Origin of the sequence: Pseudomonas fluorescens (assembly GCF_001623525.1) — a bacterium.
Taxonomy (GTDB): domain Bacteria; phylum Pseudomonadota; class Gammaproteobacteria; order Pseudomonadales; family Pseudomonadaceae; genus Aquipseudomonas; species Aquipseudomonas fluorescens_Q.
The window spans coordinates 3,989,726-4,016,284 of sequence record NZ_CP015225.1 but is presented as its reverse complement, the minus strand read 5'-3'; the positions used below and the strand labels follow the sequence as shown (position 1 = coordinate 4,016,284).

The 26,559-nt window shown below is 60.7% G+C and carries 14 protein-coding genes and 1 pseudogene; 8 read left to right on the top strand and 7 right to left on the bottom strand.

The features are described 5' to 3' along the window. Positions 1–115 precede the first annotated feature (115 nt). The 3 genes from TK06_RS17270 to TK06_RS17260 all read left to right on the top strand — a co-directional run bounded on the left by TK06_RS17270 (position 116) and on the right by TK06_RS17260 (position 2,807). Positions 116–706: an NAD(P)H-dependent oxidoreductase gene (locus TK06_RS17270; RefSeq protein WP_063323062.1), complete on the top strand. Its 591-nt coding sequence runs from the start codon at positions 116–118 to the stop codon at positions 704–706. Between the two features lie 193 nt (positions 707–899). Continuing rightward, entirely contained in the window at positions 900–1,811 is a 912-nt protein-coding gene (locus TK06_RS17265; protein ID WP_063323061.1) for a LysR family transcriptional regulator, read from the top strand. A 102-nt stretch (positions 1,812–1,913) separates the two neighbouring features. Then, positions 1,914–2,807, top strand: a complete 894-nt coding sequence (locus TK06_RS17260) for an NAD-dependent epimerase/dehydratase family protein (protein WP_063323060.1) — start codon at positions 1,914–1,916, stop codon at positions 2,805–2,807. Between the two features lie 82 nt (positions 2,808–2,889). Here the strand turns inward: TK06_RS17260 and TK06_RS17255 are convergent, their stop codons facing one another. Continuing rightward, positions 2,890–4,335, bottom strand: a complete 1,446-nt coding sequence (locus TK06_RS17255) for a SulP family inorganic anion transporter (protein WP_063323059.1) — start codon at positions 4,333–4,335, stop codon at positions 2,890–2,892. A gap of 334 nt (positions 4,336–4,669) precedes the next feature. Here TK06_RS17255 and TK06_RS17250 point away from each other — a divergent pair, with 334 nt between their 5' ends. The 4 genes from TK06_RS17250 to TK06_RS17235 all read left to right on the top strand — a co-directional run bounded on the left by TK06_RS17250 (position 4,670) and on the right by TK06_RS17235 (position 8,885). Continuing rightward, entirely contained in the window at positions 4,670–6,019 is a 1,350-nt protein-coding gene (locus TK06_RS17250) for a gluconate:H+ symporter (RefSeq protein WP_063323058.1), read from the top strand. Between the two features lie 27 nt (positions 6,020–6,046). Beyond that, positions 6,047–6,907 (top strand): MurR/RpiR family transcriptional regulator, encoded by an 861-nt coding sequence (locus TK06_RS17245; protein ID WP_063323057.1) that lies wholly within the window; start codon positions 6,047–6,049, stop codon positions 6,905–6,907. Between the two features lies 1 nt (position 6,908). After that, positions 6,909–8,381, top strand: a complete 1,473-nt coding sequence (locus TK06_RS17240) for an N-acyl-D-amino-acid deacylase family protein (RefSeq protein ID WP_063323056.1) — start codon at positions 6,909–6,911, stop codon at positions 8,379–8,381. A gap of 135 nt (positions 8,382–8,516) precedes the next feature. After that, entirely contained in the window at positions 8,517–8,885 is a 369-nt protein-coding gene (locus TK06_RS17235; protein WP_063323055.1) for a glyoxalase superfamily protein, read from the top strand. Positions 8,886–8,891: 6 nt separating this feature from the next. Here the strand turns inward: TK06_RS17235 and TK06_RS17230 are convergent, their stop codons facing one another. The 6 genes and pseudogenes from TK06_RS17230 to TK06_RS33525 form a co-directional block, all read right to left on the bottom strand. Beyond that, positions 8,892–11,681: an RHS repeat-associated core domain-containing protein gene (locus tag TK06_RS17230; protein WP_063323054.1), complete on the bottom strand. Its 2,790-nt coding sequence runs from the start codon at positions 11,679–11,681 to the stop codon at positions 8,892–8,894. After that, entirely contained in the window at positions 11,678–16,165 is a 4,488-nt protein-coding gene (locus TK06_RS17225) for a SpvB/TcaC N-terminal domain-containing protein (protein ID WP_063323053.1), read from the bottom strand. The genes TK06_RS17230 and TK06_RS17225 overlap by 4 nt, the downstream gene beginning before the upstream one ends. Continuing rightward, positions 16,162–20,757: a neuraminidase-like domain-containing protein gene (locus TK06_RS17220; RefSeq protein ID WP_063323052.1), complete on the bottom strand. Its 4,596-nt coding sequence runs from the start codon at positions 20,755–20,757 to the stop codon at positions 16,162–16,164. The genes TK06_RS17225 and TK06_RS17220 overlap by 4 nt, the downstream gene beginning before the upstream one ends. Positions 20,758–20,791: 34 nt before the next feature. Beyond that, positions 20,792–23,326, bottom strand: coding sequence for a Tc toxin subunit A (locus TK06_RS17215; protein WP_063323051.1), 2,535 nt, complete (start codon positions 23,324–23,326; stop codon positions 20,792–20,794). 362 nt (positions 23,327–23,688) lie between these two features. Beyond that, positions 23,689–24,393, bottom strand: a complete 705-nt coding sequence (locus tag TK06_RS33530; protein ID WP_371919212.1) for a methyl-accepting chemotaxis protein — start codon at positions 24,391–24,393, stop codon at positions 23,689–23,691. Positions 24,394–24,594: 201 nt separating this feature from the next. Further along, a pseudogene (locus TK06_RS33525) lies at positions 24,595–25,473 on the bottom strand (methyl-accepting chemotaxis protein); the annotation flags it as partial. Positions 25,474–25,867: 394 nt separating this feature from the next. On the opposite strand from TK06_RS33525, the gene TK06_RS17205 reads away from it, so the two are divergent. Then, positions 25,868–26,539 (top strand): histidine phosphatase family protein, encoded by a 672-nt coding sequence (locus TK06_RS17205; RefSeq protein ID WP_063325173.1) that lies wholly within the window; start codon positions 25,868–25,870, stop codon positions 26,537–26,539. Positions 26,540–26,559: the final 20 nt, after the last annotated feature.

Genomic DNA, 26,559 nt, shown 5'->3' with positions numbered 1-26,559 from the left:
CCGTGCCGGTGCTTATTCCGCGCGAGGCTCATCGGTACGCTGCCGCCATCGTTTTCAATCTTTCCACCCCGCGGCCATGCAGTGGCCCGTGCCGTGGTACCCGATGAGGCTCTCCATGAAAAAAGTCCTGTTGCTCAACGGCGGTAAACAATTCGCTCATTCCGACGGTCGCTACAACGCCACCCTCCACGACACGGCGGTCAGTGTGTTGGACCGTGGCGGTGTTGATGTGAAAACCACCTTCATTGACGGCGGCTACGACATCAAGGAGGAAGTCGCCAAGTTCCTTTGGGCCGACGTGATCGTTTACCAGATGCCGGGTTGGTGGATGGGGGCGCCGTGGACCGTGAAGAAATACATCGACGAAGTCTTCACAGAAGGCCACGGCAGCCTCTACGCCAGCGACGGCCGGACCCGTTCCGATGCGTCGCAGAAATACGGCAGCGGTGGCCTGTTGCAAGGCAAGCAATACATGTTGTCCTTGACCTGGAATGCCCCGCAGCAAGCCTTCGACGATCCGACTGATTTCTTCGAAGCCACGGGCGTGGACGCGGTGTACTTTCCATTCCACAAAGCCAACCAGTTCCTGGGCATGACCGGCCTGCCGACCTTCCTGTGCGTGGACGTGATGAAACGTCCGAACGTTGAGGCCGATGTCGCGCGGTATGAGCAGCATTTGCGCGAGGTGTTCGGCCTTTCGCGGTAATCCGGCTAGTATCGGGACCTACCTGAAGACGATGATGCATCTGTGGCAAGGCATCTTATGTGGCGAGGGAGCTTGCTCCCGCTGAGGTGCGAAGCGCCTCTTCAAGAAGGCGGCCGCTGCGCAGCCGAGCGGGAGCAAGCTCCCTCGCCACAAAAGCCTGTCACATTGAGTTGCATCCCATGAGAGGACACCCGTGAAAGCCAGATCCGACGAATTGCAGATTTTCGTCTGCGTGATCGAATGCGGATCGATCTCTGCCGCCGCCGAGCAGGTCGGGCAGACGCCGTCGGCGGTCAGCCGCACGTTGTCGCGGCTGGAGGCAAAGCTCGACACCACGCTGATCAACCGCACCACCCGACGCATGGACCTGACCGAGGAGGGCAAGTATTTCTTCGAACAGGCCAAGGGCATCCTTGATCAGATGGATCAGTTGGAGGAGCGTTTGTCGTCCCGTCAGAAAAATCCTGCAGGGCGCTTACGGATCAACGCTGCGTCGCCGTTCATGCTGCACGCCATCGTCCCGCACATCGAAGAATTCCGCCGGCTCTACCCGGACATCCAGCTAGAACTCAACAGCAACGACCTGATCATCGATTTGCTGGAGCAAAGCACCGACATCGCCATCCGCATAGGCACCCTCACGGACTCGACCCTTCATGCCCGCGCCCTGGGCTGTAGTCCGTTGCACATCCTGGCCAGCCCCGCTTATCTGAAGCAGCACGGCACGCCGTCAAGCGTCGCCGAGCTGGCCGGTCATGCGCTGCTGGGGTTTGCCCAGAACGAGGGCCTCAACCAGTGGCCGCTGCGCCACGTGCACGGTGATCGTTGGCCGATCCAGCCAGCGATCAGTGCGTCGAGCGGCGAGACCGTGCGCCATCTGGCGCTGCAAGGGCAGGGTATTGCCTGCCTGTCGGACTTCATGACCCGCGAAGACATCCAGGCCGGTCGGCTGAAGGTGCTGCTGGCCGATGCCAACAGCGGGTATCGCCAGCCGATCAATGCCGTGTACTACCGCAACTCGCAACTGGCCTTGCGGATCCAGTGCTTCCTGGACTTCATCCAGGGCAAGCTCGCCGACTACGCCTCGCGGGAATTCAAGGGCTGATTCGTGACTTCAAGGCAAGAGTGATTTGGGCAATGTGGACTGTTTCGCCAAGGATCGGTCCCCGATACTCGTCCCATCACTGATCTGCCAAGGAGTTCTTTCATGAACGTATTCGTCACTGGCGCTGCCGGTTTCATCGGCGGCTCCATCGCCACCGGCCTGGCCCGCGCCGGGCATCACGTCACCGGTCTGGTGCGCAGCGCCGAACAGGCGAGCGAGCTGACTGCACTGGGTATCAAGCCGGTCATCGGCACCCTCGAAGACAGCGCGCTGCTCAGCGAACAGGCACGTGCCGCCGACGCGGTGATCAATGCCGCCAGCAGCGATCATCGCGGTGCGGTAGAGGCCTTGATCGAAGGACTCAAGGGGTCGAACAAAGTGTTGCTGCACACCAGCGGTTCGAGCATCGTCGGGGATGCTTCGGGCGGTCGTTCCAGCGAGGCCATCTTCTACGAAGACAACCTGCCGCCCCCCACCGCCGACAAGGTCGCCCGTGTCGCTATCGATAATCTGGTCCTGGACGCGGCGAAACACGGCGTGAACTCGGCGGTGATCTGCAACACCTTGATCTATGGCCACAGCCTGGGGGTCAAGCGTGACAGCGTGCAGTTGCCACGGCTGCTCAAGCAGGCCCGTAAAAGCGGGGTGGTGCGGCATGTCGGGCCTGGGCAGAACATCTGGTCCAACGTGCACATCGAGGACGTGGTCGAGTTATACAAACTCGCCTTGACCCGTAACCAGCCAGGCACGTTCTACTTCGTCGAAAGCGGCGAAGCTTCGTTCATCGACATGACCACCGCCATGGCCCGAGCGCTGAACCTGGGCGAACCGCAGGACTGGCCGTTGGCCGATGCCGAAGCCGAGTGGGGCTACGAAATGGCCAACTATGGCCTGGGTTCCAACAGCCGGGTGCGGGGCAAGAACGCCCATGAGCTGCTGGGTTGGACGCCGAAGCGAATGTCGGTGGTGGAGTGGATTCTTGATGAGATGGTGTGAGTGACGCCGGTAGTGCCAGCAGAATAAGCCCCCTTGTGGGAGCAAGCAGGCTCGCTCCCACAGGTTTTTGTTGCGTGTTGCTTCAGTCGTGCTGCACGCCCGCGCGCTTGAGCATTTGCTTGCAACGCTCGGACAGGTGGAACACACGCAAGTGCTTGCCGGCTTTGCTGTAGCGCTCGCGCAAGGTCTTGAGTGCGGCGACGGCCGAGTAGTCGACGAAGCGCAAGTGGCGGCAATCGAGGGTCACCAGGGCCGGGTCGTTGGCCGGGTCGAACTGGTTGAGAAACGGTGTTGTCGAGGCGAAGAACAGCGTGCCGTGCAAGCGATAGAGTTTGCTGCCGTCGGCTTCCTGATGCGTGTCGGCGTACAGCTCCCGCGCCTGTTGCCAGGCGAAGTTGAGCGCCGCGATGATGATCCCACAGAGCACGGCCACGGCCAGGTCGGTGAATACCGTGATGACGGTCACCGCGATGATCACCAACACATCATTCTTCGGCACCTTGTTGATCACCCGCAGCGAGGCCCAGGCGAAGGTCTGCTGCGCAACCACGAACATCACGCCCACCAGCGCAGCCAGCGGGATGCGCTCGATCAACGGCGACAGGAACAACACGAACAGCAACACCATCACCCCGGCCACCACGCCCGATAACCGTCCGCGCCCACCCGAGCTGAGGTTGATTACCGTCTGGCCGATCATGGCGCAGCCGCCCATGCCGCCGAACAGCCCGGAGGCGATGTTGGCAGCGCCCAGCGCCACGCATTCACGGTCCGGATAACCGCGGCTCTGGGTGATTTCGTCGGTGAGGTTCAGGGTCAGCAGGGTTTCCAGCAAACCGACCATCGCCATGATCACCGCGTAGGGCACGACGATCTGCAGGGTCTCCAGGTTCCAGGGAAGATCGGGCCAGGCGAAGGCAGGCAAGCTGCCGGCGATATGGGCCATGTCGCCCAGCGTTCGGGTGGGCAGGCCGAGCAGGTAGACCGCCAGGCCGACACCGAGGATCGCCACCAGGGCCGGCGGCACGCTGCGGGTCAGGCGTGGTAGCAGGTAGACGATGGCCATGGTCAGCGCCACCAGGCCGGCCATCAGATACAGCGGATCGCCGCTGAGCCAGGTTTCACCCTGCTTGAAATGCTCCAGTTGGGCCAGCGCAATGACAATCGCCAGGCCGTTGACGAAGCCGAGCATCACCGGGTGCGGGACCATGCGCACCAGCTTGCCCAGCCGCAACAGCCCGAAGGCCATCATGATCAGCCCGCCCAACAGCACGGTGGCCAGCAAGTACTGCACGCCGTGTTGCACCACCAGCGCGATGATCACCACCGCCATCGAACCCGCCGCGCCCGACACCATGCCTGGCCGTCCGCCGAACAGGGCGGTCAGCGTGCAGATGATGAACGCGCCGTAGAGCCCCATCAGCGGATTGAGGTGGGCTACCAGGGCGAAGGCGATGCATTCGGGGAGCAAGGCGAAAGACGTGGTGAGGCCGGCGAGGGCGTCGGCGCGAAGACGTGCTGGTTTCATGATTTACCTGACTGGGCCCCGGTTGAGCGTCGGCTACCGGGGCGTGATGCAAAAACAGCTGCGGATGGTACGGAATTGAGGGCGGGGCGGCCAGCCGTTGGTCATTGTGTTGATGAAGTTGGGGCTGCTGCGCAGCCCAGCGGGAGCAAGCTCCCTCGCCACAAAGGCAATGAAAGTCTTGCGCTGAATTTTCATCAGTGCCGCGTCGCGATGTCCCTCAGCGACATTTCTTGTCTGTGTACGAAAATTACTTTCAGTGGGTTTGAAGATTCCTCGTCTAAATGATTTATGAGTTTCACGACACATCGACGTGACCCCATTCGAGGAGTAACGCATGGCCCCTGCTTTCGGTTATTGGCTATTGGTCTACGCGGCCATCGCGATCATTGCGCTGATCGTGCTGATCGCCCGTTATCGGCTCAATCCGTTCATTGTGATTACCCTGGTGTCCATTGGCCTGGCACTGCTGGCCGGGATGCCGCCCTCGGGTGTGGTGGGGGCGTATGAGGCCGGTGTCGGCAAGACGCTGGGGCACATCGCGCTGGTGGTGGCACTGGGCACGATGCTCGGCAAGATGATGGCCGAGTCCGGCGGGGCCGAGCGGATGGCGCAGACGCTGATTGAACGCTTCGGCGAGCGCAACGCCCACTGGGCGATGGTGTGCATTGCCTTCCTGGTCGGGCTGCCGTTGTTCTTCGAGGTCGGGTTCGTGTTGCTGGTGCCCATCGCGTTCACCATCGCACGGCGCGTGGGCGTGTCGATCCTGATGGTGGGGTTGCCGATGGTCGCCGGGCTTTCGGTGGTCCACGCACTTGTCCCTCCGCACCCGGCGGCGATGCTGGCGGTGCAGGCGTTCCAGGCCTCGGTGGGGCAGACGTTGTTGTACGCGATCCTGATTGGCATCCCCACCGCGATCATCGCCGGTCCCCTGTACGCCAAATTCATCGTGCCACGCATCCAGCTGCCGGCTGAAAACCCGTTGGAGCGGCAATTTCTCGACCGCGAGCCCCGCGCGAACCTGCCGGGTTTCGGCGTGACCCTGGGGACTGTCCTGCTGCCAGTGATCCTCATGCTGATCGGCGGCTGGGCCAACCTGATCTCCACGCCGGGAAGCGGTTTCAACCAGTTTTTGCTGTTCATCGGCAACTCGGTGATCGCCTTGTTGCTGGCGACCGTCCTGAGCTTCTGGACCCTCGGCCTGGCCCAGGGTTTCAACCGCGAGTCGATCCTCAAGTTCACCAACGAATGCCTGGCACCGACGGCCAGCATCACCTTATTGGTGGGTGCTGGCGGTGGTTTGAACCGGATCCTGGTGGACGCCGGGGTCACCCAGCAGATTGTCGGCCTGGCCCAGGAATTCCAGTTGTCGCCATTGGTCATGGGCTGGTTGTTCGCTGCCCTGATGCGCGTCGCCACTGGCTCGGCCACTGTGGCGATGACCACGGCCTCAGGCATCGTCGCGCCCGTGGCGATCGGCCTGGGTTATCCCCATCCCGAATTGCTGGTGCTGGCCACCGGAGCGGGGTCGGTTATCTTTTCCCACGTCAACGACGGCGGCTTCTGGCTGATCAAGGAATACTTCAATATGACCGTTGCCCAAACCTTCAAGACCTGGACCGTGCTCGAAACGCTGATTTCCGTGGTCGCGTTCGGCCTGACCCTCGGTCTTTCGCGCTTGCTCTGAGCGCCGCGCCATTTCATAGGAGCCGTCATGGACATCCTTTACCAGATCCGCTCCCGCCAGGACTCCTTCAGCGCCGGCGAAGGCAGAATCGCCCGGCTGATGCTCGACGACGTAGGATTTGCCGCTTCCGCCAGCCTGGATGAACTGGCCCAGCGCGCCGAAGTCAGCAGCGCCACACTGTCGCGCTTCGCCCGCACCGTCGGTTGCCGCGATCTTCGCGACCTGCGCTTGCAACTGGCCCAGGCCAGCGGTGTCGGCAGCCGCTTTCTCGACCCGGCCGGAGCGCCTGAGCAGTCGGCGTTTTATGGACAGATCGTCGGCGATATCGAGGCGACCCTGCGTCAGCATCTGTCGGCGTTCGAAGAATCACGGTTCAGCGATGCCGTGCGGATGATCGGCAAGGCGCGGATGGTTCATGCGTTCGGACTCGGTGGCTGGTCGGCGTTGTGCGGTGAAGAGTTGCAGGTACGGCTAGTGCGTTTCGGCTACCCGATTGCCGCCTGCCGCGACCCGGTGATGATGCGCATCACCGCCACTTCGTTGAGTGCAGAACACCTGGTCATCGCCTGCTCGCTCACCGGTATCACCCCGGAATTGCTCGGTGCGGTGGAGCTGGCCCGCAGTTACGGCGCGCCGATCCTGGCCATCACCCGAGCCGACTCGCCCCTCGCCCGACTGGCCGATGTGGTGCTGCCCCTGCAAGGCGCCGAGACCTCGTTCATCTACAAACCCACGGCGGCGCGCTACGGCATGCTGCTGGCCATCGACGTGCTCGCCACCGAGCTGGCGTTGGCTCACCCTGAAGACAATCAAGAGCGCCTGCGACGGGTCAAGCTCGCCCTGGACGATTACCGCGGCGGCGATGATCACTTGCCGTTGGGAGACTGACATGCAATACGACACCCTTATCCGCAATGCGCTGGTCATTGATGGCAGCGACCGCCCCGGCTACAACGCCGATGTGGCGATTCGCGGCGGGCGCATCGAGCGTATTGGCGACTTGGGCGATACCCGGGCGATTGAAGACGTCGACGCCGCTGGCCGCGTGCTGGCGCCGGGCTTTATCGATGTGCACACCCACGACGACACCGTGGTGATTCGCCAATCGCAGATGCTGCCCAAGCTCAGCCAGGGCGTGACCACGGTGATCGTCGGCAATTGCGGCATCAGCGCTGCGCCGGTCAGTCTGCGCGGCGATCCGCCGGACCCGATGAACCTGCTCGGCACCGCGCAAGCGTTCGCCTACCCACGCTTCGCTGATTATCGGGCCGCGGTGGAGGCCGCTACGCCCGCCGTCAACGTCGCCGCATTGGTGGGCCACACAGCCCTGCGCAGCAACCACATGGAGGATTTGTTGCGCAGCGCCAGCGCGGGAGAAATCGCGGCCATGCGTGGGCAACTGCGCGAAAGCCTGGAGGCCGGTGCGCTCGGCCTGTCCACCGGCCTGGCCTATGCCAATGCATTTTCGGCGTCCACCGACGAAGTCATGCAACTGAGCGAAGAGTTGCAGGCCTTCGGCGCGATCTACACCACCCACCTGCGCAGCGAATTCGAACCGGTGCTCGAGGCCATGGATGAGGCGTTCCAGATTGGCCGTCGCGCCAAGAGCCCGGTGATTATTTCCCACCTCAAATGCGCGGGCACCGGTAACTGGGGACGCAGTCCGCAGGTGCTGGCGGCGCTGGAAAATGCGGCCAAAACCCATCCGGTCGGCTGCGACTGCTATCCCTACGCGGCGAGTTCCTCGACCCTGGATCTCAAGCAAGTGACCGATGCCCATCGCATCACCATCACCTGGTCGACACCCCACCCGGGCATGGGCGGTCGCGACCTCGCCGACATCGCCCACGAATGGGACGTCTCGCTGCTGGACGCCGCACGTCGTCTGCAACCGGCTGGGGCGGTGTACTACGGCATGGACGAAGGCGACGTAAGACGAATCCTCGCCCATCCGCTGTCCATGGTGGGTTCCGACGGTTTGCCCGACGATCCGTTTCCCCATCCGCGTTTGTGGGGCGCTTTCCCACGGGTGCTGGGACATTTCAGTCGTGAGGTTGGGCTTTTTCCGCTGCACACCGCCGTGCACAAGATGACCGGCCTGTCGGCGGCGCGCTTCGGCTTGAAGGGCCGAGGTGAAATTCGCGAAGGCCACTGGGCGGACCTGGTGTTGTTCAACCCGCAAACCATTCGCGACGTGGCTGATTTCAACGCGCCGCAACGGCCCGCCGAAGGCATCGACGGGGTGTGGGTCAACGGTGTCCTGAGTTATGACGAGGGGCGGGCGAATGGGCGCAGAGCAGGTCGGTTTCTGGCGCGCGAAGGCGATCTGCGCCAGGGATTCAGCCCATTGGATCGCGCCTGAGGAGGGGCTGGATGGCTGAATTTGTTTTAATTGGCGCCATAATAATGGCGTATTGGCACTAAAGAACCCAGTGCCCAGGCCGAAGCACTAGGGTCAACCCATCTACACTGGGTCTTTTCAGCCAGGGAGCAACCCATGAGCTTCGGTAAAACCACTCCGATCCTGCGGATCTTCGATGAAGCCAAGGCGTTGGTATTCTATGTCGACTTCCTGGGGTTTACCGTCGACTGGCAACATCGTTTCGGCGACGACTTCCCGCTGTACCTGCAAGTCTCCCGTGGCGACTGCGTACTGCACCTGTCCGAGCACCATGGCGATTGCACGCCGGGCTCGGCGCTGCGGATCGAGACCGATGAACTGGAAGCGTTCCAGGCGCACCTGTTGACCAAGCAATACCCGTTCGCCCGCCCGCATATCCAGGCCATGCCCTGGGGCAGCCAGGACATGGCGGTGGTCGATCCGTTCGGCAATCGCCTGGTGTTCACCAATGCAATCAGTGTTTGACTGACATTATCTTCTCGCCCGGCTGCCTCGTGGGCGAGGACGTGATGCCTCGTTTATTTGCTGGACGCGAGCGTTGTATCCCGCGTAGTCGACGGGGCTGCGTCCAGTGGGGACGCTGATCTGCACAGGAAGAATCCCGCTGCAATTGATGCAAGCGGGGAATGGCTCTGGGGCGTCGCCCCTGAATAGCGTGTCGGTGAGTATGGTGGTGTCGGAAAGCATTCTTTCCGCCCTGTCCGGGTAGAGCGCTACCACGGAATTCGCCAGCCGCACTTCTGCATGGGTCCCGGGGCCTCCGGCACGTATCGGCATGATCCCACCCATGTTTTCAATATGGGTTTCGATCCAGCCCCGAGTCGGTTGCTGCAGTTCATGGACCTGATCGGTCAGCCGGCTTAGCGTCGGTGCGTCCTTCAGGACGTCCTCATCTATGGCCACATTGTGGAACATGTCGTTTTTGGCGGCGGCGTATCGGCTGGATAAATCGGCCAGGTATTCAGCGGTATTGCCGATCCGATAGGTGCCAAAGTTCAAGTAGTGTTCTGAGGGGGTGTCGGTCCTGGCCCGGCCGTCATAGTTGCGGTCCACGCCTTTGTATCCCCTCATGCTGCCTTGCGGCTTTGGCAGGTTGAAGAAGTCGCTGAGCCCGACTTCTTCCATCTTGATGTAGCCATAAGAGTGAGCAAGAAACTCCTGGCGCAGGAGTCCGTCATTGAGAAACTGATCGGACGTTTTATCGAAGTAATCCGGCATTAAACGATAAGAATAGTCACCTTTTGCCGAATCCATGATTTCCTGCGACCGGGCCCGGCCCCAGGTTTCGAATTCCTTGAAGTCCTCGTCCCTCATCAGGCCCGAAGGGTCGGTAAATCTCATCGGGTTGTTCCCCACCATGCAATACAGGTTCAGCCCGTCAACTGCCCCCGCTGGATCGGGACTGATCCAGCGTTGCAGCCACGGTGCGTAGTACCGTTGCCCGTAGTAATACAGGCCGCAGGCATCACGCTCTTTGCCGGAATAACGTATGGTTCGGTAGTCGGCTTCCACGGCCGAGCGGGACGCCGCCCAAGCGGTTCCGCCGTAGGGGAGATAGCTTTCCTGGCTGATCAGCCAGCCTTCATCGTCGAGCTCCAGCGAACTGGAACCCAGGTGGTCGTCCAGGCTGTAGCGCGTCTGGTTGGTGGCGATGCCCGCCGGACGGCCCTCGGTCCAGTGCAGGTACCGCACGCTGCAACGGCCGGCCTGCAAGGTGATGACTTCCAGGCGTTCGTGCTGACGGGTGTGGATTTCGAGGCCCGGCAGGTAACGGACTTCCCGGGTATGGGTCACAGCCGAAGCATAGGTGACCTGGACCTTGCGCACCCGTTGCCCCGTGCTGTCGTAGCCATAGCGCTCAAGGTCGTGGCGGCCGTCTGCGCGCTGCACCAGCGTCACGCTGGCGAGTTGATTGCGGGCATTCCACTCCAGTGCCCGGCCCGGATGGAGCACCTGCGGGTTGCCGTTGGCATCGAAGTGCTCAGCCTTGTTCCAGGACAGCAGGCGATTGCTGGAGGCGGCGATCTCCAGCTTCCGGGTGTAGTTGTTGCGGTCGCGGACATGGCGCAGTTCGATCAGGTTGCCACCAGCGTCGTACTGGTAGTGCTCGGTAAACGGGAACAGTTGGCGGGCGTCGAATGGCGTCCTGCTGAAGGCGGGAAGTTCGGGATTGCTGGTCAGCCCCGCCGTTTCACGGCCCGTCGCGCTGCTCAACTGGTAAAGGCTGTCGTAGGTGAACGTGCAGGTGGCGTCGACCCGCTGGTTACTGCCGAACTGCACCGGTTGGGCCCGGTCCTCGATGTGTGTCACGTTACCCACCGCGTCGTGGGTGTAGCGCAGATCCTGCAAGGTGTTGCCAGACACCGACGCGCTGAGTGAGATCAGTCGGCCGCTGGCCGGATCGAATGCGGCGCGACTGATGACGCCGTTGCCGGCAACCTGGGATTCGACCTGGCCAGACGCGTTGTAGACGAGATCCTTCAGGATGATTTTTTCAGTCGTAGCGTCTTTTACTTTCAGGCTCATAACTTTGAGTTGCCCGGCGATATCAAACCCGTAGCGCTGTTGGTGCCGGGCCGCATCCGTCAGCAGGATGGGGTGCGCCAATGCGTCGTAGCGCCACCGGGTTTCGTAGCCGTTGCCCTTTTCCAGCAGTTTATCGCGGGCGATCTCCTCGGCCGGCCAGTCGGGTTGTGCCGCATCGACGAGGAAGTGTCGCGTCTGGCCAAGCGGTTTGCCGCAGAGGGCGTATTCATGGACGAGCAGGCTGCCCGCGCTGTCATCGTGGCGGATCAGGGCGCCGCAAAGATTGCGTGCGGCGGATTCCGGCGAGCTGTCGCCGTAGCGCAGGCATTCGACTCGGCGCGGATCCTGATCTGGCAATTGCTCGTGGATGGCGGTCGGCCTTAGCTGCTGGTCGTAAGTGGTGCGCCAATGGTTTCCTCGCTGATCCCAGCTGCGCACGATCTGTCCGGCAGCGCCAGGGAGATTCAGGCGCCAGCCGGCGTCGACACTGTTCACCAACAACGGTTTGCCGGAAAGGCTGTAGACGGTCGTCAGGTTGGCTTCGGTTGCTGTGTCGAACAGCCTTGGGTCCCACTGCGCAACCTGGCGTCCAGCCGTGTCGTGGTGTTGGCGGATGATGCGCGCTTGGGATTGTTCTTCTGCGTTGCGCCGGCAGTAAGCGACCTGGCGCACGGGCAGGCCTCGACTGTCGACAGCCTTGAGCGTCGGTGTCCTGCGGTGGAGGCCTGGATTCATGCCTCACCTCCGATAGCCGGTGCTTGTTCGGCCATGACCTCTTCCAGGGTGTCGTTCTCGTCCTCGTCCAGGGTGTACCAGGCATGGCGGGTGTGCCGCCGCATATAGGAAAGGCCAGCCTGTGCGGCCAGGCGCGTGCGGGTGGGGCGACCCAATGCATCGTAGAACTGTTGGTCACAATGACCGAACTGCCGCAAGGACGCATCGTTGATGTAACGATGCTGATCGGCGAAGTAAGGGCGGTAGAGGCGGATCGGCAAACCCTTGTTGTTGTATTCCACTCGTTCGCTGACACGCCAGCGTGTTGCCGTTGTTTGCTCCATGGGTTTTCCATTCTTGAGTGTCAGTGCTCCCTGGGATGTGACGACGTAGGCCATGCCCGGTTCGACCCGTTGTTTGCTTTGCAGGGTTCGACCGAAACCGTCGAAGCAGGTGATGGCGATGCGGATTTGCTGCTGGTCGTCATCGGGGTAGCGGTCGGCCACCAGTGCGGCGATGTGCACCGGCTCACGCGTTGCGGCATCCATTTCGTTCTTCAGTTTCAGGTCGTCGGCGCAGAGTGTTTGAAGATCCGCCAGGCGCGTTCGAGCCGACGCACGGATATGTCCGCTGGGGAGCAGGTCTCGGTTGAGCACGCATCGCGCCAGCCAGTCGCCGTCCGCCAGCGCGGCGTTCGACACGCAACCCATCCAGCTGAAGGGCGTGTAATAGAGCGCTGTGGCGGCCTCCTGCAAGGCGTCCTGGCACTGTTCGATCGCTTCTGTCGGACGGTTGAAGCGCGGCCGCTTGAACTGCGCGATGGGTTTGAAACCCACGGGTATGTTGTTCTCGTTACCGTAGAGCGTCGTGGCCAATACTTGGCCGAAGGCATCAACCAGGCCTTCCTGGACGTTGCCGTTGGGATCGGTAATGCGTCGTGGCAGCAGCGAGCGGTAATCGTAGAGCGCTTGGGTGACACAGCCATCGGGCAGTTTGAATGCGGTGATAAAGCAGTGGTAATTGTCGTAGCTGAAGGCGGTCACGCCATGGTGTTCACTCGCCTGTTGGGTCTGGATTTTGTAGAAGCCTTCCAGTGGCGCGTAGGTCGCAAAATCTCTTTTGACTGACCAGAGTTTGTCGAGCAGTGGCGTCGCCGGCAGAAAGGCGTCCATGCGGTGGTAGCCGATTCGTTCCAGCAGCTTGCCCTTCGGGCGGGAGGTTTGCGGCAACAGATGGAAAGCTTTCAAGGCGGTTTCGTCCAGCTCAGCGGTTTCCATGTGGTCGCCCAGGGCTTCGAAATTCGCGACGCCGTCTGGCAGGGTTTGCGTGCTGGAGGCGTCCTTGTAGCGTTGCACCGACAGGCCTGTCAGGACGCTTTGGGTTATCCAGGCGGTTTCCCCGGTGAGTTCGATGAACCTTTCATAGGTCATGTCCCGTGTGCTCAACCCGCCGGTCTCGGGTGCCTTGGGTTTTTTCAGCGCGTGGGTCCGCTGGCGATAGGGCAGGCCCAGTCGCCAGCCTTGAGGCGCTGGCAAATGGATGTACTCAGCGCAGGTTTCGGTCAGGTAATGGAACTGTTGCGCTGGATCATGAGCATCGCGCCACCAGCGTTGCTGATCGGCGTCACTGAACGGCGGAGTATCGTCGAGGTTTTTTCGTCGGGCGTAATGGACGTTTACGCTGTGAGTCAGCGAGCCGTAGGCGTCGTATTGCAGATTCAAGGTGTGCTGGCATTGCGGATCGTCGGTCAGGCCTTCGTACTGATAGTGGATGGACTCCAGCAGCAGCGGCAACATCCGGGCATGGCGCCGGTTGCCCTCGGGTGCCTGGAGCAGGCGTAGGCGATAGCGATTTTCCTGGACCGAATACAACGTTCTGTTGCCCCGGCGTGTATCGACTCCAAATACCTCGCTTCGCAGTAGGTAGCCACTGAGGGCGCGAGACATTTCCAGAGTGGTCGCCGTGGTGGGCGAGACAATGGGGGTGTCGCTCCCGGTCTCAGGCAAGTATTGGCTCAGCAAGGTCTTGCCCGGCGCCACGGCGATGGGATCCGCGTGGCTGTAACCGATATGGGGCAGGTCCACCGCCTGGCCGGTGTGAAACCAGTTCTTGGTCAGGCACGGCGTCGTGAAGCCTGGTGATTCGGCATCGTCGGGGTTGGTCTGCTCGTCGGTTTGCAGCAGCAGGCCAAAGCCGCGAAATTCCCGTTCGATGCCGTCGTAATAACCTTGGCGATAGGTGAAGGACTGGAGCAGTTGATTGCCCGTTATCTCGTCCAGCTGGGTTTGATTCGACACCACGTGCACGACCAATGGCAGATGACAAGCCAGGGGCCTGTCGGCGGCCACTCTTTCGGCTTTTTCGTCCAGCCATTCCTGCGCGGAACTGCGGTAGCGGATACTGTTGGCGGTACCCATATTGTTGTTTGTGCCGGTGAGTAAATACGGTTTCGCGCTGACGAAGTCGCAGCGCCAATGTTGGTTTCCCCTGTGGGGCAGGCTCAGGACCAGGCTGGAGCAGCCGAGGCCTTGCAGGTCGGCGATGCTCACCTGGCACAGGCGGTCGTAGTGCAGGCCTTGGGGCCAGGGCAGCGCCACGGGAGGGCTGAAGCCATTGCCACCGCGGTTCATGAAGATCAGCGCCTGGTCCGCTTGCAGATAGATCAGATCGGTGGCGCCGGAGCCATCGAGGTCCGCCAAACGAATACGCGAGGCGTCGAAGGTTTCGTATGCCAGGCCCGGTGAACCCAGCACGATGCCGTTGCCGAAACGTCCATGCCCCAGGTTTGGCCAGCACTTCACTTCGTTGTGACGAATGCGTACCAGGTGCTGTTGGCCACTGCCGAGCATGTCGCTGAATGCCACCAACTCGGAGGGCGACACGCTGATGAGTGGGAGGGCGTCGTCTGCCTCGCCGCGAGATATTTCGCGGGCTGCCGAAAAACCATTCTCCTGCTGGTTGGCGTACACGCGAACGCTGCGTGGGCCGATCAACACCAGGTCGCTGAGGCCCGCGCCCATCAGGTCGGCCAGCTGCCCTTGTGGATTGAAAAATTCCGCGGGGAACGCGTTGAACGTGGCGAAATCCGACCAGTTGCGCTCGGGACCGAGGGAGAAAAAACCGCTCCACCCCGGCTGGGCGATGATCCAATCCAGTCGACCGTCGCCCGTGAGGTCGCTCAGTGACTGCTGCAGTGGTTTTGCAGGGTCGGCAACGGGAATGCGGGGCAACGCCCGCCATTGGCCGTAAGCCACTTCATTGCTGTTGGCCTTGGCTCGCATGGGTTCGCGGTAATACCAACCGCCATCGCCTCGATGGAGTACGCCCGGCAAGCCTTCGCCGTACAGATCCACCAGTTGAAAACCCTGGTTTTCGTTGAGCCCCGGCATGTTTTGCCAAGGCTGCCAGTCGGGGCGTTCAAGCGGGAACTTGAACTCGCTGTAGCTGAACTCGACAGGCGGACGGTGATCGGCTGTCGTCGAGTCGCCGAATGCCTGGTCGTGGGCGGCGGTCAGTTGGTGATAGCCCAGGCTGGTCTGACGATAATCGAGCAACACGCGTCGCACCAGGACGGGGGCCGTGCCCCATTCATCAGGAAAACGGTGGAACATTAGTACCTGGCGGCACAGTCGTTCGGTGCGTAACTCAAAACCGTAGGCGAAGCTGGAAAACGCATCGTCACGGGCCAGCCATTGGTGGCCTTCATAGTTCGGCTTTCGTTGGTATTCCGTGCTCCGTTCACCGTAGTCGAACACCAATTCGAAGTGCCATTGCACAGCCTTCAGCCGATCCGCTTCCCACAGGTAGAGGTCCGCATCGGCCTTGAAATTGCCATAGCACACCCGGCTCAGATAGCGCTGCGCCGTGACGTCGGCCTTGTACTGGTAAAGGATGTGCTCGCCGTGGGCGTTCAGGCTTTCTTCCAGCAGCCATTCGCCCACACGCCTTGCATCCAGGGGATCTGCTCGACGCGCCGAAGGGCTTTTTCCGAATACATGGAGGCTGCCATCGGCATCATGTACGAGCCAGAAACCCGGTGTTTCCTTGTCCGACGACCAATACTCGATCCGCTCGAAGCGGCTTTCGATTCTCGGAAAGTAGCGGATCACTGTGTAGGTCTTGTTCAGCGCCAGACGGTTGTAGCGGTCGATGCGCGTCGAGCGGATGGCACCTTGTGGATCTCGCTCGGGCAACCACACCACGGCATCGGGGCCGATGATCTCGTCTTCTTCGGTATAGGCCGGTACACCCTGGGCGGTCCATCGCGCCACACAGGGCAGCGACAGCCCCCAGCCGATGCCGAACACGCCATTGCCGGCCGAGCTGGCGTACCCCAGCGACAAGGAGGGGGCAAAACCGCGCCCCGGGGAAATCGGCAGGGCAATCTCATAGGACGCCGTGCCGTGGGCGCCGATGGCGCTCCATCCCTTGCCGATGCTCTGGATGGCGCCGCCGCCCTTGGGCAGTGACGGCGCGTTGACAGGCATTGTGCTGTGTTCACTCATCGCGAACCTCCGCCTGCCCGGGCTGTGTAGTTCACCTGCACGATGATGTCGGTCAGTGACGCCAGCATGTCCTTTTGGGCTTCGGGGTTGGGGAAGTTCAGGCACCACGTGGAGACCGCACCGGTGTATTCGAAGGGCAGGTAGCGCTCATCGTTGAAGTTGAGGGTGAACAGACCGTTATCGTCGACCCCCGTGGAAAGGGCAATTTGCTGGTTGGCGTGGCGGCTTTCCACGGACTGGCCACCGGGAGACATGAACACCTTGCTGGCGGTCTGGGTCAGCGTGGCCCGAATGTTTTCATAAGGGCCGACGATGGCTGGCAAGGAGACGCTGATGGTCTTGATGCGCCGCAAATAATGCTGCCGATCTTTGTAGTCTTCCTCGAACAACTCTTGGGTCAGCTCGAATTCGCACTGGCCTTGCAACAGGTCGGCGTGAATTTGCGCCCATTCCTTGTTAATGGTGCTGGTTGCGGTTTTGCTTTTGAGTTGACGCAGCGATACCGTTTTACGAATTTCCAGATCCCGCTCGTTGCGGCGCAAGTATTCGGCCTGCATGTTCAACAGGCTCAGCTTCAGCTGCTCGCCCATTCCGAGGCCTCGATAGGTTGCGTTCCAGGTGTCGGGTTGGATGAAACGCGTGTCCAAATCCGCCAGTTCATACTGCCAGCAAGCTTCAGCCGTCAGGCAAAGACCCACTGTTGCGTCGTAGGCTTGGCGGTAGAGCGCGGCAAACTGGCTATTGAGCCATTGGTACAGTTGAGCTTTGGTAAAGCGCTTGCGGAAAAAATCGTAGTTGGTCTTGGCTTGGCCCAGGCTCGATTCCGCCAGGCGAAGTTGCAGGCGCGTGGCCGTTTCCTGCTCGGCAACATGTGCCAGTTGTGCGTCGACCTGCGCCAGTTCGAGCTGTGCCTGGTCTCGGGCCTGGGTCCATTCCTGCCGACGACGATGGAACTGTGCCGTCCGCTCGAGATGGGCCGCTGTCGTGCGGTCGCTGATGGCGGTGCCTTGGGCGATCGCTGCGCCAGCGTGCAGCGCACCTTCCCAACGGGAGCCGCCATTGCTGAAGCCAAAAATGTTAGGGGTCATCATTAGGCTGCCTGCTACGGCCTGGGAGTCGGACGCATCCCGTTCGGCTGAGCCACTTCTCAAGTACAACCGACAGGCGTGCCTCTCGGCTTCACTGACGCCTTTGTCCAGCAGATGCTGGTAGTAATGGGCTCGTCCCTCGACGATAGAACGGCTGGCCAGCAGCGCCTGGCGGTTATGGCGGTCGATCTTCAGTGCCTGGCGTTGCAGGTCGACCGAGATTTTCGCCAGGTCCCAGGCTTGCTGTTGTTGCAGTTCCTGCAATTGAGCCTGCTCTTTGCGCTCGATCAGCGATAGCAGCGTGGCGCCGAACTGGCTGAGGCTTTCAACGGCACTCTGTGCCTGGCTGTGCATGACCATGAAGCGATAGTTCGGGAGGTGTGGGAGCGATAAACCCGACGCGGCGCTGTCGGCGATGTTCAGGGCGTTGGCGCCGGGCAAGGCGCGAGGATCCAGCGGCGGAGCGAACAGCGGCAAATGCAGCGGCTTGCCGACGATGTCGAGGTTATGCCGCAGGTTGTACAGGCGACTTTCGGTGATGTCCCAGCGTTTGAGCAGATCGGGGTTGAACGGTACGCGCAAGTACGGGGTATCGATCGCAGGCAAGGACGACGGCGAAGGGTTACCACGAATGCGCAACGGGTGGGGGGTGTCGGACTGGCTCAGGAAGCGTTCGAACCCGCGCAGGTCTTCATTGCTGCTTTCGCTCAACGCTTGCAGGCTGATGCTCGTCCATTGATCGAGTGTCTGAACGACCGCCCGCGGTCCCAATAACTCCAGCGCCCGTACGTACCATAGCTTGGCCTCACTGAGGCTATCGGGTGTCAGCGCGCGATACGCGGCGTCGCCTCGGTTGATCAGGATGTCGAGGTACAGGAAGTACAGCGCTTTGCGAAAGTGCACCGGATGACTGAGGGCAATCTGGTGTGGATCGTGGGGGGCCTGGTCGTGATAGGCCGTCATATTGCTGTCGACCAGAGGCACGCTTCTCCAACACCCCTCATTTGCGCGACTCGGGTCGAAGACATATCGGAGCCAGCGTTCGGCTTCCTCGTATCGTTGTTCGGTGTTTAGCCGGTAGGCAATCAGCCACGGTACGTAGAGGAACAGCTCCGTGAAGTAACGGCCGTATGGGCCGTGGAAATCCATCTTGTTGCTGACGACGCCTGGTAAGGCCGGTTCCGGCAAATGTTGGGTCTGCCAATCAAACAAATCATCCAGGCTGTTTTCGGTACGACGGATCAGTTCTGGAGCGAATAGGGTGTTCAACCTGATGGGCTGGCGCGGTTTGTTCTGGGCATCGCTTTCGTTGATGGCGGAACCGGCGAAATCGATGGATTGACTGGCGCCCAGGCCTGGCGTCGATACGTGAGTAATGGTTGGCGGCTGGAGGCGTGCCGGAGTGAACTTCAGCTTGATCGCCTTGAGGGCGGAGTAGAGTTTTTTTTCCGGCTCCTCGGGGTGAACGAAGGCGACCCCACAAAGGAAAGTGTCACCGTGCTTGGCGAGGTCTGTGCTGCGCCAGGTGAACTCAAGGAACTTCTCCAGGTTCGGTGCGGGGCTGGACTCTGCTACGACCGTCAGGTCTTCATACGTTAGCGATTGAGTGTGCGAGGCGTCCGGGCGGCGGAAAATCACGTACTGGAGGAGGAGGGGTTCGTCCAGACTAACGAATGTCTCACCCAGGTTCAGCGGGGCGGAATTGTTCGCGTGCAGGGTCAGGTTTTGCACCTTGCCGGCATAGCTGGTGTGGTCCACACGTCGACTTGCCGCGATCAGATGCCGCGCTGCCTGGGTGGAGATCAATTTCCCTTGAAAGTCGTTGGTTAACGTGATGCCAGGCGAGTGTTCATTATCCTTGGCCGCATCGGTCATATGATCGAATGACAGCCGGTAGTTTTGCTCGAGGAACTTCGAAGGGGCATTGTGTATTGAAGAAAACGAACCCCCGCTAAGGGCTACATAGGGCGTTTCTGGCAAGCTCCGGGCAGGGAGCACCCAAACAAACTGAAGTCGAGGCGTCTTATAGGGCACGGTTGTCAGTCTCAAGCGCATTTCCATACGGTTTGACGACGTTCTAACCCCGTAGTGCTCGAGGTGGATGATTGCGCTCATACGCAGCGTGAGGGTTGAGGGGGATGGCCCGTCGACTGATTCGATGCCAATGCGTTGCCGATGCCCATCGAAATCCGACATGGAGACTTCCATATTCTCGGGGAGGGCAACTTCAATGGGGACGATTTCGGCGGATGTTTTGGTTTGGATACGTTGCGCCGTAGCGCTGATGAGTGTTTTTTCATCGGCGTTGTACTGGCGATAATGCTCTTCCGCTGCTTGTTCCGTGGTGGCTGAGCTACCGGGCTCAGGGGTGAGGTTTTTATCGATGCACGTTGTTTTAATGAACGTGAAGTGGTTGCCGGTTGAATTGAGCGAGTCGGTCCTGGCTTCACGTGCACACAAGGCGAGAAACAACACATCGCGCGCACCCTTGCGGTATTGCACGGCAACAGTGCCGACCAATGCCTTGATCGCATCCAGCTCCATGCTGCGAAGCGCGTTGTCCTCGCAATAGCCCTGTAGGCAAACACGCGGGGTGCTCCAGCTTCCATCCGGTTTTTTGAAACAAAGACTCAAGCGTAATAGCGGATGATGGGTAGTCGCTTGTGACGGTGAAGAGGCATTGCGGGTGGCTGACGGATCCTGATGGATGCATTCGGCCCATACGACGAACAAACGATTGTTGAACCAGACCGGCCTTATTGAATGTTCGACCGCGTTATCGGAAATTGGCACGTTGGCTTTTTCCCAGTCCGACCAGGCGTAGGGATCGGGCTGGTCAAGTTTCGGCGGGGTGGCAGGCGAGGGCGGTGGCGTGCCGTTGATTGGGCGTTGAGCCATGTTCAGCGAACGCCAGAAATAGCTGTTCTCGGAGCGTGATTTGGCAATGAAATAGTAAGTGCTGTTGGCAAAGTCCTCGCCATCGATGTAACCAGTGAGAATGTTCAGGTTGGCGACTTCTTCGAACCGGGTCAGGTATGCCGTGACCGCGGACTGGACCGCATCGGGTTGAATCTGGTTCTGATTGAGGTCGTTTTCCAGTTGCCGGAAGTTGTCGCTCTTGTTGGCCCTCAGCAGTGGGTCCAGATATATCGCCGGGAAATAGAGCAACTTTTGATGGGCGGCCCAGGTGGGGTATTGATGCAGCTCGTTGCGCCAAGTCTTCAGGTGCTCGGCGCCCAGGCTTGCCGAGTCGTAGCCGGGTTCCAGGTTCATCAGGATGCGATGGACGTATTGCTGCAGGCTGGCGATGGCACACGCCACGGGTGTGGTGGGCACGTCCTGGCTGACCAGTACATCGAGCAACCAGTATTCGTAAAGCGCCTCGGCCGTCTTGAGTTTCAGGTTTCTTGTCGTAGGGTTGTTGGGCGCGACCTGGTTCAAATAGAGCGCTAACTGTGCATCACGCAGGCTTTCATCAAGCTGCTTTTTTATGGCAACGGTCATATTCAATCCTTGAATGTTGAGGACGGTGGACGTGTCAGTGGCAGGCCGCGATCAGCGCTTCACCGACGGTCCTCCAGTCCGATGTCTCGCTGTCGTTGTTGAGTGCGGTTGCCTTGAGCAGCAGGCTGGCCGACAGCCCGGTGTGCTGGCAGCACGCCTGGCAGCGCATGATCCAATCCACGGCTTCCATGGACTGGGCGCGTTTGTGTTCCAGGTGTGCGGTCAGGCAACTGACTTCGTCAGTGCTCCAGTCCAGCAGGCTGGCCAGCAGTTTATTGGCTTCTTCGCCTGTGCCTTGCGGCGTGTCCTGGTTGGCAAGCTGCAAGTAATGCAGCAGGCGTTCTTCTGACCGGGCCTGATGGTGGGCACAGTGACTGAAGCGTTCGAGTAGATACAGGGTTTGAGGCGTCAGCGTTCCTGTGCTGCCTGCGGCCAGCCAGGTTGGGTTATTCATCAATTGCCGCAGCGTGCTGCTGCTCAGGTGCAAACCCTTGCACGCTTGGGCCGTGCGCAATACCGTCGCCAGCAATGCAGGCATTTTCCCAGGGGCGCTCTCGATGGCCGCGACAATCGTTGTTGCATGGGTGTCGGCCATTCGCATCACGCAGGGGAAGTACTCCGCAGACAAGTCGGCAAGGTCGTGCAGCAAGGTCTCCACCACGTGCCGGTCTCCGCTCGGTTGGGGCTCTTGCGCCAGCAGTATCGACAGTCGTTTTTCCAGGCTCTTGTTCATTGGCACGTCGTCTTCGACAACCTCGAACAGACGACACCATGACGCGACATCCCGGTTGTCTTGCTTGAGCCAGTCGACGGCCCAATCCAGCGCCATCAGTACATCGAGAATGTCGGGTTGTGAGACGTGCGAAGTACTCAATGCCCCTGTCGCCAACGCTTTGCAGAAATCTTCCCCGCCCAGTAAGTGGGCCAGCGCCGTGCATTCGAAGGGAGAGAGCCCGAACATCTGGGCGATACGGGCCTGGCGGTAGAGTGACGAGACCGTGGATAAATCGTGTTTAAACGAAGACAGGTATTTTTCGGTTTGCTTCGTTAGCAACAGCAGCGAATCTTGCGTGATGGGAAGTCCGAGGCCCGCACTGAGATAGCTGAAGGTTTTCAGATCCGTCGTGACCAGGTCTTCCACCTGCGGGTGTCCGAGCAATTGGGTTCGATTGAACACCTGGTCAAACAAGGGCACCTGCTGGCCGCAAGCAGCAATCGGCATGTCGTGCAGTAACGACGCAAACTCTTGCGGTGCGATGCCGTGGCGTTGGTTCAGGTAGCGATAGACCCCCAGGGTGCGCAAGGTATTGGTGTTGAGCGTCATCGTCGCGTTGCCTTCCGAGCGCAAGGCATTGACGATCAGCGTGTCCAGTTCGGCAACGGGAAGACCGGTCCAGCGCTGCAATCGAATCATTCGCTGCATGCGGGCGAACCGTTCGCGAGATGCATGGATGACGGTGTTCGTGGATTTGAGAGTCGTCAGGGTGGCTTTCGATTCCGGCCCGTTGATGTAAGCGGCTCCATAATTGCTGGCATGAATCGAGGGGGGACTGGCGGTCGAGGTTCGCGGGCTGTAGGCACCTTGTGCCAGCAACTGCTCGACCTGTTCCGTGGTCAGCCCGGTGCGCTCCTTGAAGAACGAAAGATTGTGGAGGCGATTGGGGTTTTCAGTGCCGTAGCTTTTCTTCAGGACGCCAAGGTCCAGGTCTGAACTGGCCGGTGCAAGCAGGATTTTCTGTTGCTCAGGGCTGAGCCCGGACAACAATCTTTGCGCCTCGACACGGGATTGCGAAACACGCCCGTAAGGTGAGTCCCCTGGTGAAAACGGGAGTTTCAGGCTCACCCGATAATTCAATTCGCCCAGCGCCGGTTTGTTTGCGCCTAGCCCCAGCAGGCACTGGTGATGATGCAGGTCGTAGGGCAGTGAGAAAGGGTAGTGTTCGCTGGCCAGGACCTGGTGGACGGTCTTGTCGCTCGTTGCCAGATGGGCTTCGATCGCGCTGCGCAAGGTGTCATTGACGATGTCCAGCATCGGCCGCGCAACGAAGGCGCTCTGGTGATCGAGCATCAGCCCCTTGAGGTCCGGTCGCCGTTGCTCCAGGGTGATTTTGTCGGTTGATGGGGAGGCGTTTTCCAGCTGGCCGGCAAACAGATACAGCGCCCGCAGATAGGCCACGGGCGAGTCGATGGCCGCGATGTCACCTTCCTTGCAGAACTGATCCCAATGCTCGTTGAACAGCGCTTGATAGCTGACGGACGCCGAGGTTGAGTCCGAACCCAGGCTGCGCCGGGCACGTCGCCGGGTATCGCTGGGTGATATCAGGTGCTCCTGATACAGGCGACTGACCTGCCCGGCATAGCTGGCGGCATTGTCATAGACCTGCCCGGCATCCACGTCGGTGTGCTTGCCCAGCTCAAGGATGAACTGCGCCTTGCCCATGCGCATGACGTCGAAGACCGACGTCAATCCCATGCGCTGCAGGGCTGTCCTGAAATCGGCCTGGGCGTTGTCATCGCCGATTGGGGCCTCGATGAGCCGGTGCAACAGTGAGTCGTTGCTTGCGTCCATGTGCTGTCCATCTCCTGTTCGAACGGATGTGCTTGTTCAAGCGAAACCGTACAGGAGCGTGCAACAAAAGGCGGTAGGACGAGGGCGGAGGATTTGTACGAAAGGGCGATGCGTTGCTTGTTTTGCTTAGCGGGATTTTAATGTAGGCCGTATGCCAAGAGCGTGGGATCTAGGAGAGGCCCACGACGTCTGCAATGCTGTAATTCATTGTGGCGAGGGAGCTTGCTCCCGCTTGAGTGCGAAGCACTCACATGAAAGGGCTGCTTCGCAGCCCAGCGGGAGCAAGCTCCCTCGCCATGGGTTCTTCATACCCTTAAGTGAACCACATTGTTGCAACGTGTGGGACGTCAGGGGTTAGCGATTCAAACCCGAAAGTGGCTGACCATCATCTGCAACTGATTACCCAGCCGTGCCAGTTCCACACTGGAAGCAGCAGTTTCTTCGCTGGCGGCGGCGGTCTGTTCCGAGACGTCGCGCACGTTGATGATGCTGCGGCTGATCTCCTCGGCCACGGCGCTTTGCTGCTCGGCGGCAGCGGCGATCTGCTGGTTCATCGACTGGATGTTCGACACCGTGCGGGTGATGTTCCCCAGTGATTCCCCAGCCTTGCGTGTCAGGGCCACGCTGCTGTCGGTGAGGCTGCGGCTGTTGTTCATCACGGCCGCCACTTGCTGGGTACCGTTTTGCAGGCCGGCCACCAGCCCTTCGATTTCCTCGGTGGATTTCTGTGTGCGCTGGGCCAGGCCGCGGACTTCGTCGGCCACCACGGCGAAACCACGGCCGGCTTCACCGGCGCGGGCTGCTTCGATGGCTGCGTTGAGGGCCAGCAGGTTGGTTTGCTCGGCCACGGCCTTGATCACGTCCATGACGCTGCCGATCTTGTCGCTTTCCTGTTGCAGCACGGTCATGGCGTCGGTGGAGCGAACCACTTCGCTGGCCAGCCGTTCGATCTGGGCGATGGCTTCGCTGACCACCTTGTCACCGGCACGGGCTTCGCCATCAGCGGCGGCGGCTGCCTGGGAGGCTTCTTCGGCGTTGCGTGCCACTTCCTGCACCGTGGCGGTCATTTCGTGCATGGCAGTGGCGACCTGGTCGGTCTCGACTTTCTGGCTGTTGACCCCGGCGCTGGTCTGCTCGGTCACGGCGGACAGCTCTTCGGCGGCGCTGGCGATCTGGGTCACGCCATCGCGGATGCCGCTGATCAGGTCGCGCAGGGTCACGCCCATGCGCGCGATGCCTTGTTGCAGCACGCCCAGTTCATCGCGGCGAGTGACGATGACCGTGTGCGACAGGTCGCCGCTGGCAATACGTTCGACCACGGTCAGGGTTTCACGCAGTGGGCCGGTGATCTGGCGAGTGATGATCACGGCGGCAATGACGCCGACCAGCAATGCCAGCAGGGTGCTGACCAGTTGCAGGGTGCGCGCCTGGGCACTTTCGGCGTCGCGGCGGTCGAGCTGGATCTGGTACAGCTGTTCGCTCAGGGTCACGATGGTTGCGCCCTGGTCGGTCATTTCCTTGCGCGCCTGCACCACATCGGCGGTGGCCAGCTTGAAGGCCTGCACGGCGCTGCGGTATTGGGCCAGGGTGTTTTCCAGTTGGCGCAGTTCATCCTGGCGGGTGCTGGAAAAGTGTTCATTGAGCGGTTTGAGCGAAGCGATGGCGTCGTCCAGTTGGGCGACGGCCTTGCGTTCGGTGTCAGCGTTGCTGTTGGTGGTGTAGCCGCGCACTTCATAGCGGGCCAGCATGAAGTCCTGCTTGGCCTGGGTGATGGCCTGGAACTGGGTGAAACGCTCGTCGCCGGCGCCCATTTTCCGCACGTCCGAATCCAGGGTCTCGATCAGCTTGTAGGCTATCTCGGCGTTAGCGCCCATGGCATCGCGGGCAGTATTGCCCGTGCGGTAGGCACTGCGCATTTTGTTCAGGGACGCCTGGTAGGCGTTGATGACTGCGCTCTGCTCTTTGAGCAACTTGACGTTTTCCGGGCTCTTGAAGCTGCTGAGCAGGGCGTTCTGTTGCGCCACGAAACCATCGAGGGTGGTCTGCACATTTTGTGCGGCGGTCTCGTCACCGTTGGTCAGCATGTATTGCAGACGGGTGACGCGAAGCTTGGTCAGGCCGGCGTTGAGCTGGGTGATGTCGCTCATCCAGTTGCTGCGCTGGATCAGTCCACCCAGGCTGGTCCAACTGGTCAGGGCCAGCAGGCAAGTCAATACCAGCACCAGGCCGAAGCCCAGGCCCAATTTCATGTTGACGCTAATGTTGCCAAACCAGCTATTCATCAAATTCCTCCAGGAACGTTGTGCTGCTTGATCGTCGGTACGCTGGAAGATTGTTGTTGTTAAGAGCCAGCAAGAGCATGTAACAGGGCTGTATCGGCGGGGAGGGCAAGATCTGTAAGTTTTTTTCCGGGTATCTGTGGGAGCAAGCTTTGCTTGCACCCCAAGCTTTTTTTCACATCTGTTTCACCGCCTGCCTACGTCGGCCTCTCTACTGTCGCGCCATCGAATGACTGGGTGGATGCCGTCGGGGCGGCTTGATGTGGAACTGAGACTGAGCCTTTTCGGCGTAACGCGCTCGATCGATACGCGCCGGTTCGCCCGTTACCAAAACGCCATGGTCATCCTCGCCTCGGCACTGCTGGTGATCCCGTTGACGCTCTGGCTGCTCAGCCCGGCGGCGATACCGGACCTGGCCCACGGCAATATCGCCGGCGCCCGGGCCTTGGCCGATGGCTGGGCCAAGGGGGAGATGATCGTGCTGGTGCGTCATGTCGAACGCTGCGATCACTCCAAGGCCGCGTGCCTGAATGATCGCGAAGGCATCACTGACCGGGGCCGTGCCGTCGCGGTGGGCCTGGGGGCGCGGTTCGAGCAACTGGGCCTGGATAATGCCGATCTCTACAACAGTCCACGTGTGCGCGCAGCCCAGACGGCGGGGTACATGTTCAACAAGGTGGGCACCGGTGACGATTGGCTGATCAATTGCCGGCATGACCTGCTGCGTAATGCTTTGGCCCACAAGGTGGCGGGGCGAAACCTGATCCTGGTGACCCACAGTGAATGCATGCAGGCGATGGAAACCGCGCTCCAGCGTCCGACCTCTGCCTTTGGCTATGGGGCTTCGTTGTTCGTTTCCACTGCCCAGCCACAAGCGCCACGGTTGCTCGGCTTTATCGAAGCGTCTGACTGGCGCGCGGTGACATTTCAGTAACATTTCTTACGATTAGGACC

Excerpts from the sequence above, each read along its gene's own strand:
- TK06_RS17270 (WP_063323062.1), top strand. The coding sequence starts at position 116 with ATGAAAAAAGTCCTGTTGCTCAACGGCGGTAAACAATTCGCTCATTCC.
- TK06_RS17260 (WP_063323060.1), top strand. The coding sequence starts at position 1,914 with ATGAACGTATTCGTCACTGGCGCTGCCGGTTTCATCGGCGGCTCCATC.
- TK06_RS17255 (WP_063323059.1), bottom strand. The coding sequence starts at position 4,335 with ATGAAACCAGCACGTCTTCGCGCCGACGCCCTCGCCGGCCTCACCACG.
- TK06_RS17250 (WP_063323058.1), top strand. The coding sequence starts at position 4,670 with ATGGCCCCTGCTTTCGGTTATTGGCTATTGGTCTACGCGGCCATCGCG.
- TK06_RS17245 (WP_063323057.1), top strand. The coding sequence starts at position 6,047 with ATGGACATCCTTTACCAGATCCGCTCCCGCCAGGACTCCTTCAGCGCC.
- TK06_RS17240 (WP_063323056.1), top strand. The coding sequence starts at position 6,909 with ATGCAATACGACACCCTTATCCGCAATGCGCTGGTCATTGATGGCAGC.
- TK06_RS17235 (WP_063323055.1), top strand. The coding sequence starts at position 8,517 with ATGAGCTTCGGTAAAACCACTCCGATCCTGCGGATCTTCGATGAAGCC.
- TK06_RS17230 (WP_063323054.1), bottom strand. The coding sequence starts at position 11,681 with ATGAATCCAGGCCTCCACCGCAGGACACCGACGCTCAAGGCTGTCGAC.
- TK06_RS17225 (WP_063323053.1), bottom strand. The coding sequence starts at position 16,165 with ATGAGTGAACACAGCACAATGCCTGTCAACGCGCCGTCACTGCCCAAG.
- TK06_RS17220 (WP_063323052.1), bottom strand. The coding sequence starts at position 20,757 with ATGACCGTTGCCATAAAAAAGCAGCTTGATGAAAGCCTGCGTGATGCA.
- TK06_RS17215 (WP_063323051.1), bottom strand. The coding sequence starts at position 23,326 with ATGGACGCAAGCAACGACTCACTGTTGCACCGGCTCATCGAGGCCCCA.
- TK06_RS33530 (WP_371919212.1), bottom strand. The coding sequence starts at position 24,393 with ATGACCGCCACGGTGCAGGAAGTGGCACGCAACGCCGAAGAAGCCTCC.